The 14,138-nt window shown below is 39.2% G+C and carries 15 protein-coding genes; 11 read left to right on the top strand and 4 right to left on the bottom strand.

Translation table 11 applies throughout. The features are described 5' to 3' along the window. The first annotated feature begins 85 nt into the window (after window positions 1–85). Window positions 86–1,444, top strand: coding sequence for an MATE family efflux transporter (locus QFZ87_RS16630; protein WP_396133931.1), 1,359 nt, complete (start codon window positions 86–88; stop codon window positions 1,442–1,444). Between the two features lie 201 nt (window positions 1,445–1,645). Continuing rightward, window positions 1,646–2,014, top strand: coding sequence for a hypothetical protein (locus tag QFZ87_RS16625; protein ID WP_309863580.1), 369 nt, complete (start codon window positions 1,646–1,648; stop codon window positions 2,012–2,014). 60 nt (window positions 2,015–2,074) lie between these two features. On the opposite strand, the gene QFZ87_RS16620 is transcribed toward QFZ87_RS16625, so the two are convergent. Both QFZ87_RS16620 and QFZ87_RS16615 read right to left on the bottom strand, forming a co-directional pair. Then, window positions 2,075–2,278: a hypothetical protein gene (locus QFZ87_RS16620; RefSeq protein ID WP_309863578.1), complete on the bottom strand. Its 204-nt coding sequence runs from the start codon at window positions 2,276–2,278 to the stop codon at window positions 2,075–2,077. Between the two features lie 112 nt (window positions 2,279–2,390). Next, complete coding sequence (locus QFZ87_RS16615) at window positions 2,391–2,588, bottom strand: hypothetical protein (protein ID WP_309863575.1); 198 nt, start codon at window positions 2,586–2,588, stop codon at window positions 2,391–2,393. Window positions 2,589–2,806: 218 nt separating this feature from the next. Here QFZ87_RS16615 and QFZ87_RS16610 point away from each other — a divergent pair, with 218 nt between their 5' ends. From QFZ87_RS16610 to QFZ87_RS16575, 8 genes are all read left to right on the top strand, one after another. Next, the gene (locus tag QFZ87_RS16610; RefSeq protein WP_309863572.1) at window positions 2,807–3,835 is read left to right on the top strand and encodes a Bug family tripartite tricarboxylate transporter substrate binding protein; all 1,029 of its coding nucleotides are present in this window, start codon (window positions 2,807–2,809) and stop codon (window positions 3,833–3,835) included. Between the two features lie 58 nt (window positions 3,836–3,893). Continuing rightward, window positions 3,894–4,346 (top strand): tripartite tricarboxylate transporter TctB family protein, encoded by a 453-nt coding sequence (locus tag QFZ87_RS16605; protein ID WP_309863570.1) that lies wholly within the window; start codon window positions 3,894–3,896, stop codon window positions 4,344–4,346. A gap of 30 nt (window positions 4,347–4,376) precedes the next feature. Further along, window positions 4,377–5,903 (top strand): tripartite tricarboxylate transporter permease, encoded by a 1,527-nt coding sequence (locus tag QFZ87_RS16600; RefSeq protein WP_309863567.1) that lies wholly within the window; start codon window positions 4,377–4,379, stop codon window positions 5,901–5,903. 73 nt (window positions 5,904–5,976) lie between these two features. After that, complete coding sequence (locus QFZ87_RS16595; protein WP_309863564.1) at window positions 5,977–7,608, top strand: sensor histidine kinase; 1,632 nt, start codon at window positions 5,977–5,979, stop codon at window positions 7,606–7,608. Further along, window positions 7,565–8,269, top strand: coding sequence for a response regulator (locus QFZ87_RS16590; protein WP_309863560.1), 705 nt, complete (start codon window positions 7,565–7,567; stop codon window positions 8,267–8,269). Before QFZ87_RS16595 ends, QFZ87_RS16590 begins: the two co-directional genes overlap by 44 nt. 130 nt (window positions 8,270–8,399) lie before the next feature. Beyond that, window positions 8,400–9,125, top strand: a complete 726-nt coding sequence (locus tag QFZ87_RS16585; protein ID WP_309863557.1) for a sigma-70 family RNA polymerase sigma factor — start codon at window positions 8,400–8,402, stop codon at window positions 9,123–9,125. 29 nt (window positions 9,126–9,154) lie between these two features. Continuing rightward, entirely contained in the window at window positions 9,155–9,736 is a 582-nt protein-coding gene (gene clpP / locus QFZ87_RS16580) for an ATP-dependent Clp endopeptidase proteolytic subunit ClpP (protein ID WP_309863554.1), read from the top strand. Between the two features lie 238 nt (window positions 9,737–9,974). Next, complete coding sequence (locus tag QFZ87_RS16575) at window positions 9,975–10,454, top strand: hypothetical protein (protein ID WP_309863553.1); 480 nt, start codon at window positions 9,975–9,977, stop codon at window positions 10,452–10,454. 56 nt (window positions 10,455–10,510) lie between these two features. Here QFZ87_RS16575 and QFZ87_RS16570 read toward each other — a convergent pair whose 3' ends face one another. Then, complete coding sequence (locus QFZ87_RS16570; RefSeq protein WP_309863550.1) at window positions 10,511–11,251, bottom strand: HAD family hydrolase; 741 nt, start codon at window positions 11,249–11,251, stop codon at window positions 10,511–10,513. A gap of 244 nt (window positions 11,252–11,495) precedes the next feature. Here QFZ87_RS16570 and QFZ87_RS16565 point away from each other — a divergent pair, with 244 nt between their 5' ends. Continuing rightward, on the top strand, window positions 11,496–12,065 hold the full coding sequence (locus tag QFZ87_RS16565) for an MOSC domain-containing protein (RefSeq protein WP_396133973.1): 570 nt from the start codon (window positions 11,496–11,498) through the stop codon (window positions 12,063–12,065). A gap of 208 nt (window positions 12,066–12,273) precedes the next feature. On the opposite strand, the gene QFZ87_RS16560 is transcribed toward QFZ87_RS16565, so the two are convergent. Next, complete coding sequence (locus QFZ87_RS16560; RefSeq protein WP_309863544.1) at window positions 12,274–13,935, bottom strand: LysM peptidoglycan-binding domain-containing protein; 1,662 nt, start codon at window positions 13,933–13,935, stop codon at window positions 12,274–12,276. Between the last annotated feature and the right edge of the window lie 203 nt (window positions 13,936–14,138).

Below are 14,138 nucleotides of genomic sequence, written 5' to 3'. Positions count from 1 at the left end.
ACAGGCGGAAACTTATTTAGAGGAAAATAATTCGAAATAGAGTATAATAAAGGTTCGGATTTTTATTCTCAAGGAGCACACAGTTATGAATCAGACCTTTACAATCAGGGAAAAAACAAAACAAATAATTGTCTTATTAATTCCCATTTTAATTACACAGCTTGGCATGTTTTCGATGGTATTTTTTAATACGATTATGTCAGGGAAATATCATTCTTCCGATTTAGCAGGAGTGGCGATTGGCTCCTCGGTTTGGAGCCCTATTTTTATGGGAATCAGCGGTATTTTGCTAGCGGTTTCACCCATTGCGGCACAACGATTCGGTGAAAAACGAAATAATGAAGTATCCACTGTTGTGAAACATGGCATGTATCTTTCCTTTTTAATTGCCATCGTGGTCATTATTCTGGGATCCTTTTTATTAGAACCCATTTTAGACAAAATGAAACTGCCTGAGGATGTTCAAGAAACGGCATTTGATTATTTAGTTGGTCTAAGTTTTGGAATTGTCCCTCTTTTTATTTTTAACGTCCTAAGGTCATTTATTTACGCTCTAGGGAAAACACGTGTGATTATGGTGATTATGTTAGCATCATTACCGCTTAATTTCTTCTTGAACTATGCGTTTATCTTTGGACATTTTGGCTTTCCAGAGTTAGGGGGCGCAGGAGCTGGGTATGCGACATCCATCACTTACTGGGCCATCATGGGGATGACCATTTTTATTGTAAAAACACAAGACCCATTCTCATCCTATCCGGTTTTCAGTAATACGAAGGAATTTTCGTGGGAAGAATGTAAGGAAATTTTAAAGATTGGTGTCCCGATGGGGCTTTCCACTTTTTTCGAGACAAGTATGTTTGCAGTGGTCACGATCCTATTAAGTAAATTTAATGTCACTACAATCGCGGCTTATCAATCGGCTTTAAATATCGTGTCATTCTTGTATATGATTCCTATTAGTATTTCCACGGCGCTTACCGTTCTTGTCGGCTTTGAAGTCGGGTCACGGCGTTATAAAGACGCCAAACAGTACAGCTGGCTAGGTGTTTATCTGGCTATTTTCATTGCACTCTTTACGGGATTGTTAGTGGTTTTGTTCCGTTATCAAGTAGCTGGCTTATATTCGAACGAAACGGCCGTTATTAACTTAACAGCTAACTTTTTAATCTTTGCCCTGTTTTTTCAAATTTCTGATGCCATCCAGGCGACAGCACAGGCAGCATTAAGAGGGTATAAGGATGTCAATCTCGCTTTTATCATGACGTTAATTGCCTATTGGCTTATCTGCCTCCCCGTCGGATTCGTGTTGGCCCATTACACAAGCTTAGAAGCAAGGGGCTATTGGATCGGACTAACCGTAGGACTACTAGCAGCAGGAATCGCCTTATCCCTCAGACTAATCTACATCCAGAAAAAGAAATTCGTGACTATAGAGGGGTAAATTCTATTTGGGTGTCAGGCACCATCCGAGGACATTTGTCTTCTTGAGGTGGACATTTAGCCTGTGCTTAATACCATCAAAGATTGGACTGACTTGAGGTTGGTCCTTTTTTTGTTTTTGTAAAAGGAATGGTTTACTTAATATTCCAGTGGTAAAATAAAGGATAATGGGTGATCGAAATCCACTTTTGGAGTGATCTTAATGGGGAGAAAAGTAACCTTTACAAAGGATGAATTTGTGCTCAGGTTAAACGGGGTTTTGAGTGTGTTTGCACTCAAATGGCAATTGAGAATTCCTTACAAGAGCATTAAACGTGTCTATATCGATGAATTTGATCCACCGATGTGGATGCTTAAAATGCCTGGCACTGCGATTGCGCCACTGAACATTTTTGAAGGTAGTTTTAAGTTTGGAAACGAGTGGTATTTTATATCCTGTGAACACAATGTCCCCCTTGTCCATCTGGAAGTAGACGGGTTCGGAAAATATAAATATATTATTTTTGAAATGGAAAATCCAAGAGCTGTGATGATTGAATTACGGAAAAAACTAAGAGAGATAGATGAGTAAACGACGTTACGAATAAGGTCAAGGATCTTGTTAAATATAAAAAAGTAATGGCTGGATCCATTACTTTTTTTCTGCTTTCTTTTTAAGTTTGCGGTTTTTTGCAATTCTTCTAATCAAATAGACCCCAGCAATTAAAGCTAATACATTCAATGAATCTCCAAAGTTAATCGTTAAACTGAAGTTGTTATTGACTTTCACGTCATTTTTATTGTTGTTACTTGTTGAACGTGATGGTGTTACTTTATCCTCAATTTCCACTGCCATACCACACACACCTCCGTTGGATAATTATACCTTATGTTAATAATACCTTTGCTATTAATCAACTAAAATAACAAATAAATGACGCCATTCTAAATAGAATGGCGTCTTGTTGTTAAAATAATTTTTTCATGCCTAACCATTTGGAAAATAGACTTTGTTGTTTATCAGTGATTTTTAATTCGTCCATTATTATTTTTTCACGATTAGTAGAAATCCAATTCTTCAATTCTTGTTTGTCCTTACAACGCGTATAATATGTTTCCCCACCTTTTCCAAGTGCGTTGACAACATACCTACATGTGTTCCCCATAGTGTCCACCTTTAAATGTAATAATGTATTCTATTTGGATTATATCAGGCTTATAAAAATAGTCCACTATTATTTTTCTGCAAAAATCTCCAATTTTCCTCACGTGAACAAAATGAACAAAATGGTTTATAAGTTTTTAATGCTGTTTAAATACAAAATCTATTCAGAAGCAAAAGATTTTGTAAAATTAAGAAAACGTTTACAAAGGGGGAAACAAAATGTTTTCTATTAAAGGAATTTCAGCAGTCATGTGTGCAGGTGCATTGGCATTAAGCCTTGGTGCTTGCAGCAGTAAAGAAACAGCTAGCTCTGGTAAAAAGGAAGAAGGTACAGGCTATCCAACGAAAGCCATTACGGTTGTAGCTCCATCGGGTGCAGGGGGTGGCTGGGACCTAACCGCACGTTCCTTTACAAAAGTACTAAGCGATACAAAACTCGTAACTCAGCCATTAACAGTAGAGAATAAGCCAGGTGGTGGTGGGGCTGTATTTATGGCGGAATACGCAACCCAACATGCGGCAAACAACGATATGCTCTTTGTTAGTTCACCGCCGATCATTATTAACAATCTCAAAAAGGAAGGAAACAGTCCTTACGGCTACAAAAACACCACTCCATTAGCGCAGTTGACGAAGGATTTCGGTGCCATTGTCGTAAAAGCCGATTCAAAATATAAGGACCTTAAATCCGTCTTGGATGACGTGAAAAAAGACCCTACTAAACTAACATTTGCAGGTGGTTCCGCACCAGGTTCGATGGACCATTTGATTTCCATTCTTCCAGCGTACAAATATGGTGTGGATCCTACGAAAATTAAATATGTCTCTTATGATGGCGGCGGGGAAGCAATTACCGCACTACTTGGAGGAAATGCTGATGTAATCGGAACGGACGCTTCTAGTGTAAAGGAATTTTTAAAGGCAGGTAAGATTCGAGTATTGGCTGTCACTTCAACTGATCGCTTAACAGGAGATTTTAAAGATGTACCGACTGCAAAGGAACAAGGAGTTGACGCCGAATTTACGATTTGGCGCGGAGTATTCGGTCCTGAAAAGATGTCTAAGGAAGCAAAAACTTATTGGGAAAATACGATTGATAAGCTAGTCAAGACACCTGAGTGGAAGAAGGAAGTAGAGACTCAAGGCTGGGAGTTACAGTACAAAAACAGTGGCGATTTCAAAAAGTTTTTAGAAGAACAAGATAAACAAGTCCAGCAATTATTAGAAGCATTGGGCATGCAAAAGTAATAGTGTGGGAAGGAGTGTACTCTCTCCTTCCCCTATTAGTTAAGGAGGGGGTATGAAGATGGATATCAAATTCGATCGTATCGCATCAGTCATGTTTCTTGCGGTTGGTGTGCTATTTATAATTGGCAGTAAGCAGCTATCAAGCTCGTCCTACGGTAGTGTAGTAGGTCCTGATATTTTTCCATTTATTCTTGGTATTATCCTTGTATTATTAAGTATTCGCTTGTTTTATGAAACAATCATCTCAAAGGGAGAGCATAAAGCAAAGGGCAAATTAGAATATAAGCCGTTTTTAATCATTTTCATCGCTACATTGGTTTATATCTTAACCTTGGAAACAATCGGATATGTGATTACTACTTTTGTCTTTTTATTTGTTTGCTTCCAAACAATGGAACGTTCGAAATGGGTGACATCCCTTATCATATCTGCTGCTTTTTCAGGAATCGTTTACTTTTTATTTGTTGAAGTGTTAAAGGGAACACTTCCAGGTTGGCCTATTTGGTTTTAACCACAGCAATAGAAGAAAGGAGGAAAAATCATGAGTACATTAGATTATTTATTTCAAGGTTTTGGAACGGCCCTTATTTGGTATAATATCATTTTTGCTTTTGTTGGGGTTTTGATAGGGACCGCTGTTGGCGTATTGCCAGGTATTGGCCCAATGAGTGGTGTAGCACTTCTTATTCCGGTAACGGCATCCATAACAGGCGGACTACCACCAGAACAAGCTGCAACAAGCGCAATCATTTTATTAGCAGGAGTTTACTATGGAGCCATGTATGGGGGTTCTACTACTTCTATTCTATTAAATACACCAGGAGAATCGTCCTCTGTCGTCACAACATTGGACGGATATCAAATGGCAAAGAAAGGAAGGGCCGGCAGCGCACTATCCATCGCAGCAATCGGTTCGTTTGTAGCTGGAATCGTAACACTGATTGCCTTGATTGCCCTAGCAAAGCCGTTATCCGACGTAGCCCTAAAATTTGGTCCGGCAGAATATTTCTCCTTAATGCTCCTAGGTCTGGGTGCCGTTAGTGGATTAGCTGGAAAGTCGGTAACAAAAGCCTTAATCATGACTGTTTGTGGGTTATTACTCGGAACAATTGGAATTGACAGTGTTTCCGGGATTGCTAGATTTACATTCGATGTGCCATGGCTTTTCCAAGGGATTGAGTTTCTAACTTTAGCGGTAGGGTTGTTTGCGCTCGGTGAAGTATTCAAGACCATTTTAGAAAAAGAAGAGGAAGAGGCGGATATTGCAAAAATTAATAACTTGCTGCCATCCAAAGAGGAATTGAAAGAATCGGCTGGACCGATTGCCCGCGGAAGTATCCTTGGCTTCTTTGTTGGAATCTTACCGGGCGCTGGGGCAACACTTGCATCCTTCTTCTCTTATATTCTTGAAAAAAAGATTTCCAAAACTCCTTCGAAATTTGGTACAGGAACGATAGCAGGGGTGGCGGCACCAGAATCAGCGAATAATGCGGCGTCTGGCGGCGCTATGATTCCATTATTAACATTAGGGATACCAGGTTCTGGCACCACAGCTATCCTAATGGGTGCTCTGATGATGTACAATGTTCAGCCAGGTCCATTGTTATTTGAAGACCATCCACAGGTAGCCTGGGGATTAATCGCCAGCATGTTCATAGGTAACATCATGCTTTTAGTCTTGAATCTTCCATTAGTAAAGGTATTTGCAAAAATCATTCAAACACCCAAGAAATACTTAATCCCGATCATTATTGCCATTTCCATTTTTGGCGTCTATGCTGTTCAAGTATCGACCAACGATCTTCTACTATTATTGGGCTGTGGAGTCCTGGGGTATTTTTTTAATAAACATGATTACCCCATTGCCCCGATAGTTCTTGGTCTAGTCCTCGGACCTATGATTGAAAATAACCTAAGAAGAGCCCTAACCATATCGAATGGTGATTACAGTGTATTTTTTACACGGCCAATTTCTTTAGCATTCCTTCTCATCACTGTCCTTTGGCTGGTAGTTCCGTTCATGATGAAACGAAGAGGGAAAGAAGTAATCATCAATGTAGAAGGGTAAGATTCTGAAGATTGAGAAAAAACTCCTTTTTAAAAGGAGTTTTTTTTAATATGATAGAGTTAGAGGTGTTTAAATGCGTCTACATACAAAGCTAATGCTAGGAATCTCCATACTTATTATTGTCCTTGGAACGATTATAGAATTTACCTTTAAAAATATTATGGAATCAAATTTGAAGCATGAAATCGGGTCCAAAGCGTTATCAGTTGCTCAATCAATCGCCAATATGCCGGAGATTCAGGCAGCCTTTCGGACCAATAATCCTTCAACGATTATCCAGCCCATTGCTGAAAATATTAGAAAACAGGTGGGGGCAGAATTTATCGTCATTGGGAACAGAAACGAAATCCGCTATTCGCATCCCAACCCGAATCGTTTGGGTCAAAAAATGGTAGGGGGGGACAATGGTCAAGTGTTTAAAGGAGAGTCTGTTATTTCCGAGTCTACGGGGACGTTAGGTCCTTCCTTGAGGGGAAAAGCCCCCATTTTTAGTAACGGCGTGGTCATTGGCGTCGTTTCTGTTGGGTATTTGCAAACGGATATTGAAAAAGAGATTTCGAAGTTACAGAAGAAAATTTTTGTTGCCACATTAATTATTTTAATAGGCGGGTTATTGGCAGCACTATTAATCTCGTTAAATATTAAAAGAGCTATTTTTGGACTAGAACCAAAAGAAATCGCATGGATGTACCAAGAGAAGCATGCAATCTTGGAATCTATTCATGAGGGGATTATCGCCATCGATACCGATGGGAAAATTACCGTAGTGAATGAAACCGCACATACGATCTTGAAGGTGCCCAATCATATCCTGCTGAGAGGAAAAAGAATTGAAGAGGTGCTGGTTAATACCCACCTACTTGAAGTGGTGCGGACGGGACAAGCCGAGTATGACCAGGAAATTATCATTATGGGCGAGGTGTATTTAGCCAATCGGATTCCTATTTTTAATAACAAAAGGGAGGTAGTTGGCGCTGTTGCCAGTTTTCGAAATAAGTCGGAGCTTGCTCAGCTACTGCAGGAATTATCCCATGTTAAAGCCTACGCAGAGGGATTGCGCGCACAAACCCATGAATATTCTAATCGCCTCTATACTCTACTTGGTCTGATTCAACTGGGGTCCTATCAGGAAGCCATTGATTTTATTTCAAAAGAAGTGGATGTTGCCCAGGGGTTCATTCAATTCTTAATGAAAGAAATCCCAGATCCTATTATTGCAGGATTTATCTTAGGAAAAGTTAGCTTAGCAAGCGAGTTAAAAATACATTTTACAATCGATAGAGAAAGCAGTTTTAAAGATGTCCCACTTGAAATCAGCAGAGAGGGATTAGTAACCGTGATAGGAAACCTCATCAATAATGCATTTGAAGCTGTAAAAGAAAATGAAAAGCAAGGAAAGAATGTTTCCTTATTTTTGACCGATTTGGGTAAAGAACTGATTATTGAAGTAGAAGACAACGGCATAGGGATGAATCCGGACATGAGTGAACAGATTTTTCAGGCAGGTTTTACCACCAAGAATACAAGCAGCAATGCTGGAATTGGACTTAGTTTAGTACAAAAAGCTTTAAATGACTTAGGAGGAACGATTACATTTTCTTCGAATGCGGGAGAAGGCTCCATTTTCACAGTAGCAATACCAAAAAGCAGGGGGAATATGTATGAACAGCGGTCAAACAATCACCGTGTTAATTGTGGAGGATGACTTAAGGGTAGCAGAAATCCAAAAGCGGTTTCTTGAACAAATAGAGGGGTTTGAGACAGTTGGGATAGCCGCCAGTTATATAGAGGCAAAAACGTTAATTGAGATTCTCCAGCCAGACTTACTTATTCTTGATGTGTATTTTCCAGATATGAATGGATTAGACTTACTAAAGGAAACGAAACAGCAGACCAAACAAATGGATGTAATCATGATTACGGCAACAAAAGAGATCCACAAGGTGCAGGAAGCCATTAGTATAGGTGTATTCGATTATATTATTAAACCTGTCGTGTTTGAACGTTTCAAACAATCATTGTTACGGTATAAAGAGTACCATACAAAACTGATCCAATTACGCAAAGAAAGTCTTCATGTCACCCAGCAGCAGGTGGATAAGCTGTTGCGTAAAGAGAATGAAAATGGAGGGAACGAAAGGGTCTATCTACCTAAAGGAATCGATCCACTGACACTCGAAAAGGTATTGGAGGTTCTTGGCAGGGAAGGTAGAGGGCTAACGGCCGAGCTTGTGGCTAAAGAAATTGGCGTCAGCCGAACGACTGCAAGACGATACTTAGAACATTTGGTCTCAGAAGAAAAAATTGAGGCAGACCTCTCATATGGGACAGTCGGTCGTCCTGAGCGGGTCTACCTAGTGCATTAATAAAGGATGGACATGGTTAATTCCAATACGAGCCACATATAGTATCACTAACAAAAAATTTTTTTGACCCCGTATCTTTTCACCCTCCTTGAATCGTTAATAGGGTAGAGAGTGCAAAGGAGTGAAATCAATGTCACACAAACTTAGACAGGACAGCGTAGAAAATTCAGAGGACGAAAATAGGTTTGAGGATGCCTTTTGGATGGAGTATTATCCGAAACTTCAGCGATATTGTCACTTTTTAACCCAAAATAAATGGGATGGAGAGGATGTCGCCCAAGACACGTATCTTAAAGCCATAAGATATATGAATCAACCGCAAAAGATGAATTCTGCTTTGTTAAATAAAATGGCTTACCATCACTGGATTGATTTGCTTCGTAAAAGAAAGAAGGAAACAATGGAATCAGATTTTGATTGTGCAAGTCATACTATTACTCATCAACTAGATAATCTAAATGATTCAGTGGAATTGCTTTTGAAAAAATTCACTCCAAAGCAAGCGGTTATCTTTCTTTTAAAAGAGGCTTTTCAATATCAACTGAAGGAAATAGCCGATATCCTTGATGTAACAGAAATAGCAGTGAAGTCCAATCTCCACCGAGCTAAGAAGCGACTGGAAAAAGCAAACGAAGAGGAACAATCCTTTGATTTAGAATCCTTTTGGGATGTAGAAGAGCGGGAGCAGCTCTCGGAACTTTTTTATGAGGCATTGAAAAATCAAGACCCTACCATCCTAATTGATGTGATTCCTTCGTTAAGAAGTATTCGAACTGAAGCTACGCTTATTTCTAGAAGCTTCCAAAAGGCCCGTCCCAACATCTCTCCTTCAAGCACTCTCTGTATGGCTGCATAGCCAATCATCGCTTCAAGGAGGAATAAAGAATGAGTACAATTCCATATGTAATAGAGCAGTCTAATCGAGGAGAACGTTCCTACGATATTTATTCACGATTATTAAAGGACAGAATTATTATCATTGGAGATGAAATAAACGACCATACGGCCAATAGTGTGGTAGCCCAATTATTATTTTTAGCTGCAGATGCACCGGATAAGGAAATCTCTCTTTATATTAATAGCCCTGGTGGTTCTACTTCGGCAGGTTTTGCCATTTTTGATACGATGCAATACATTAAGCCTGACATTCGAACCATTTGCACGGGGATGGCGGCCTCATTTGGGGCCATGTTGCTCCTCGCAGGGACAAAGGGAAAACGCTACGCTCTGCCAAACAGTGAAATCATGATCCATCAGCCTCTAGGTGGAGCGCGAGGGCAGGCTACGGAAATAGAAATATCCGCACGAAGAATCTTAAAGCTCAGAGAGCATATTAATGAAATCATTTCAGAACGTACCGGCCAGCCGGTTGAAAAAGTGGCGAAGGATACGGATCGAGATTATTTTATGAGTGCAGAAGAGGCAAAAGAGTATGGGATTATTGATGAAATACTTTATCCGAAGTGAAAATTGGTGTAAAAGAGCAATGTGAGTCCAATCGCATTGTTCTTTTTTTAATGGCTATGTTAAAGGTCTGAAACGTAAATTCTATTTGTCTTTAGAGGTATGTGACATGCGCTCATTTCATACATATTATCTTACAGATGAATAAGTTAAAGGTCATCATTAGCTACTAGCTTTATCAGTACAATGCACCTGCTGCAGAGATCCAAAGAGAAACATGAAAAAACAGGAGGGGCTGAGTATGAAATTTACGATACAGTATATACCACTTTACAAAATCAAACCTGATTTATCCCATAAAATTACGGAGCACATGAAAAAACTCCAGAGATTAATGTGGGACTGCATGTTTGTTTTAGTTGTCAAAAAAAACCGGAAGGATGGCAGCTATACTATTGTGAGTGGGCAGGATCGATTCGAATCCCTAAAAAAACATACTAAAAATATTTATGCCCCATGTATTGTCGATAAAAGTAGTTCAGCCGGAATGATGTCGTGGTTTCATCGTTTACGGAATAAACAGCCCCTAGATGACTTTCCTTTAATGCCACCCAGTTGGTCAATCGTCCGTTCCTTTTTGAAACAAGAGCCTCGTTTTAAAAATTTATCCCGATCCGAACAAATAAGGGTGCTGCTTATAGCCGCACGCTATAGGAAAACCGTCATTTATTCCATGAGAACAACCGTAAACGAGATACTAAGTAGTCAAAATAATTCTTAGAAAAAATGATAAAATATAGAAAAATGGCTTGGGAACTCCCCCAAGCCACTTTTCAATTAGATTGCTTCATGAATGAAGGCATAGTCTCTTAAATAAACCGGAAGCTGTAAAAGGGATTCGAGCTCGGCGAATGTCCCACTCGGTTCAATTTCTAAATCAATGATATTATAACTCCATTCAAATTCAGACGGTATATGAATCGCATTGATGCCTAACTCGATAGCGGGTTTTACATCCGTTTTTAGTGAATTTCCAACCATCCAGGTTGATTTTTTTTCACATTCTATTCTATTTAGCAGTTTTTTCAACGTAGTAGAATTTTTATGCTCATGGATAAACACGCGGTCCACAAAGTAGTGATCTAATCCTAACTGATTAATTTTCCTCCTTTGATTTTTCTTATCTCCGCCTGTAAAGAGGTACAATTGATGACCATCCTCTTGCAGACTATCCAAGACATCATATACGTAAGGAAAGGGCTGTACCTCAAGTTCAAATACTTCTTGACCCACTCTACGTACAAGTTCGATTTCACTTTTCTTTAAAGCTCTACCATATTTGACGCAAAAATATTTGTAGGTTAATACGAGTGATTCTGGGTAAAGTGAAGAATGTAAGCCGTGTTTATCCACATTTTTTACATCAATTTCTAATTGCTTTTGTAAAATTTCATCCTTTGAAAGGAAATCAAACCAGTCTTGCATCTGTTCAGCAAATTGGTTTTTTGATTTGATAAAATATTTGCTGCAGTGGATGAGGGTATCATCTAAATCCAATATTAAGGTTTGTTGATTCATATAATCAATTCCCCCTTTAATATGGTGTAAAATAATTATATGGGTAAATACTGTTACAATGCTAAAAAAACAATGTCCTTCGGTAAATTACGCCTTAGGTAGTAATCCACTATACTTGTTCCCAAAAATAATCGTGCCGTTACACCTAGCAAAAAATAAAAGACATACATATAGGGAACTAAATAATTTATTCACATAATAAAAAGCTCAAGATGGGCTCGACTTTTATTTAGGAAGAAGGAATATCATGAAAAATGCAGGAGCAAAGATAAATGCCATATTAATTGCGGATCAACCAGAATCATTTTTAACTAGAAGGATTGCTAATACCACACTTGAGTTTGGAGGGATAAGAGGGGACCGCCATTTTGGTATGGTTGTACCATCCGATTCACGGCAGCCGATGTATCCAAAAGGGACAGAAATTTTTAATCGTCGTCAAATTACAATTGTTTCGGAAGAAGAACTTGTAGAGATAGCGGAAGGCCTCGGAGTTAAATATGTTCTACCGGAATGGTTAGGTGCAAATCTCTTATTGAACGGATACCCTGAGCTAACGAAGCTTACGATGGGCTCACGTATTCTCTTCCCAAGTGGTGCCGGTATAATCTGTATGGGAGAAAATCAACCCTGTATATTTCCTGGTGAGATGATTCAAAAACATTACGAAAACCACCCAAAACTGGCTACGAAATTTGTCAAAGCAGCTTACAAGCTCCGTGGAATCGTCTGCGCCGTCGAACGCCTAGGAGAAATAATTGAAGGCGACGAAGTTCAAATCCTCATAAACGACTTCAGCAACCCCATGCAATAAAATAAAAGTGGTGTCAGGCACCATAAAAAGACAGTGTCCACCTCAGGCGGACACTGTTGCTTGTTAATTAATCAGAATGTATAGAGAATTGTCCAGCTCCAGCGCCTAGCCCTCGTCAAATAACCTTCTGCAATAAAAGTCAAAGAGCAAATTTTCTTGCAGAAGAACAATTGCCTGTCGGGGCTGATCAAGGCGCTTGCGCTTTTTCTTATGGAATTAGTAGTTTTTGGCCTACCCAAATGTTTGTGTTCGGGAGGTTATTTTTATCAACAATTGCTTGGATGGTAGTGCCATATTGGTTGGCTATTTTCCATAGGGTATCACCGGCTATGACTGTATGTGTTTTAACTGTAGCCGCTAGTTCTGGAATTATTAGTCGCTGTCCAACCCAAATTTCACTCGATGGCAGTTTATTAGCTTCCATTACCATCGTAATGGTAATTCCGTACTGGTTGCTAATCTTCCACAACGTATCTCCCGCTTGGACGATATGAGTTTTCTGTGGCTTTGGAACAGTGAGATTTTGACCAACCCATAGGTAGACATTAGGATCAAGCTTATTCAATTCTGCAATATTTTGTACGGTTGTTCCAAATTGGTTAGCAATTTTCCATAGTGTATCTCCCGACTTAACCACATAGATCATTTGCTGTGGCGGTACTGGGTCCGGTGCATTTGGCTGTTCTGGCTGTACATTTCCATCAGGGTCCACGTACTGAGAATCAGCAGGCGGAGCAAATATATGAAGCTTACTCGAGGACCTAGCAATTAAATAATGCTCAGTTACAAGGACAGGTTCGAGCTTCACATTTGGAATTGTAATGGTATGCTCATGATTACCGGTTGCTGTATCATAAAATTCAAGATTTCCTTGATATTCCAAAATGAGCTGGTTACTTGTCACAAGTAGAGGACCTCTAGAAAACGAACCAGTTGTACCAACGGGATCTTTTACGGCAAAACGAACATTAAATTTCACATCCCCTGCCATCGTGTACCCCATTAACATCCCTGCGCCCGTTCTACCAAATACGGTATCTTCGCTGGCTGATATGTCATACCGGTATAATCCGGTAAATCCTTTTTCAGGCGTTTTTCTCCATGCATAGGCACCATTACTTGCATTAAAGGCTAACAGCATAGGCTGTCCTGAAATAAAGATTTTATCGCCTAGAACTAAAGGAATCATTGCAAAGTCTGGGAAACTAGAGGTCCAAACTATTCCTCCAGTTGCTTTTGAAAGGGCAAATAATTTTCGCCCTGTTTCCAGCCGGGGCTCAGTAATCGCATAAACCTTGTCGAATGAAATCGAAATGGTACCCTGTATCACTGTAGCAGCAGGCATTGTATTGCTCCATTTTAGTTCACCTGTTTGCCCATTTAATGAATGAATCACATTGTTATTGGCAACAAAAATGGATAAATCATCAAAGTTAAGATTATTACCACCAACATCTTTCTCCCATACAATGGACTTATTAAACCCTTCATCCTTGACTAGATAGGTTCGGTCAGTTGTTGCTACTGCGATATTTCCATTAAAGATTACAAAATCAAGAATAATGTTTCCGTTAGGGGGAGCAAATTCCCATTTAACAGCCTTGGTCTCGAGTGAAAAAGCAGACATCTTCTTCCCATCAGAATCTAAAGTATAAAGAATTTGGTCGTTCACTAACATTTTTCTCGGGTTGCCAATAGACTGTAAATCCATTTCATGCTTTAAAAATAGTTCATTTGATAATGTGACTTTTTTATAATTTGTTTGCTGCGGTGTCCCTTGGGATAATGGCCAGCTATCGCTTGCAAGAGTGGAAAGTGGCACTCCAAAGAAGATTAAAACAGCTATGAAGAATTGAATAATCCTCTTCATAAATGGCTCCTTTCATTGTAATTTTACCTTTTTAGAGTGGATGTTTTTGGCAGTGAATATGTAACAAACGTTGTTGGTATGTTTTTCTTAGTGTAAATGAAGGAAAACCTATTTTATCTAGTAAGAAATATTATTTAGACTAAATAGTCTTTTTTAAGTAGGTCATCTATGTTTTAATTAAAATTAAGATACTTGTAAATGAT

Origin of the sequence: Bacillus sp. SLBN-46 (genome assembly GCF_031453555.1) — a bacterium.
Lineage (GTDB): Bacteria > Bacillota > Bacilli > Bacillales > Cytobacillaceae > Neobacillus.
This window is presented reverse-complemented; position numbering and strand designations above follow the sequence as displayed.

Coding starts and splice junctions, on each gene's coding strand:
- QFZ87_RS16625 (WP_309863580.1), top strand. CDS start 1,646: ATGGGGAGAAAAGTAACCTTTACAAAGGATGAATTTGTGCTCAGGTTA.
- QFZ87_RS16560 (WP_309863544.1), bottom strand. CDS start 13,935: ATGAAGAGGATTATTCAATTCTTCATAGCTGTTTTAATCTTCTTTGGA.
- QFZ87_RS16575 (WP_309863553.1), top strand. CDS start 9,975: ATGAAATTTACGATACAGTATATACCACTTTACAAAATCAAACCTGAT.
- QFZ87_RS16600 (WP_309863567.1), top strand. CDS start 4,377: ATGAGTACATTAGATTATTTATTTCAAGGTTTTGGAACGGCCCTTATT.
- QFZ87_RS16620 (WP_309863578.1), bottom strand. CDS start 2,278: ATGGCAGTGGAAATTGAGGATAAAGTAACACCATCACGTTCAACAAGT.
- QFZ87_RS16570 (WP_309863550.1), bottom strand. CDS start 11,251: ATGAATCAACAAACCTTAATATTGGATTTAGATGATACCCTCATCCAC.
- QFZ87_RS16615 (WP_309863575.1), bottom strand. CDS start 2,588: ATGGGGAACACATGTAGGTATGTTGTCAACGCACTTGGAAAAGGTGGG.
- QFZ87_RS16595 (WP_309863564.1), top strand. CDS start 5,977: ATGCGTCTACATACAAAGCTAATGCTAGGAATCTCCATACTTATTATT.
- QFZ87_RS16605 (WP_309863570.1), top strand. CDS start 3,894: ATGGATATCAAATTCGATCGTATCGCATCAGTCATGTTTCTTGCGGTT.
- QFZ87_RS16585 (WP_309863557.1), top strand. CDS start 8,400: ATGTCACACAAACTTAGACAGGACAGCGTAGAAAATTCAGAGGACGAA.
- QFZ87_RS16590 (WP_309863560.1), top strand. CDS start 7,565: ATGAACAGCGGTCAAACAATCACCGTGTTAATTGTGGAGGATGACTTA.
- QFZ87_RS16610 (WP_309863572.1), top strand. CDS start 2,807: ATGTTTTCTATTAAAGGAATTTCAGCAGTCATGTGTGCAGGTGCATTG.
- QFZ87_RS16630 (WP_396133931.1), top strand. CDS start 86: ATGAATCAGACCTTTACAATCAGGGAAAAAACAAAACAAATAATTGTC.
- clpP (WP_309863554.1), top strand. CDS start 9,155: ATGAGTACAATTCCATATGTAATAGAGCAGTCTAATCGAGGAGAACGT.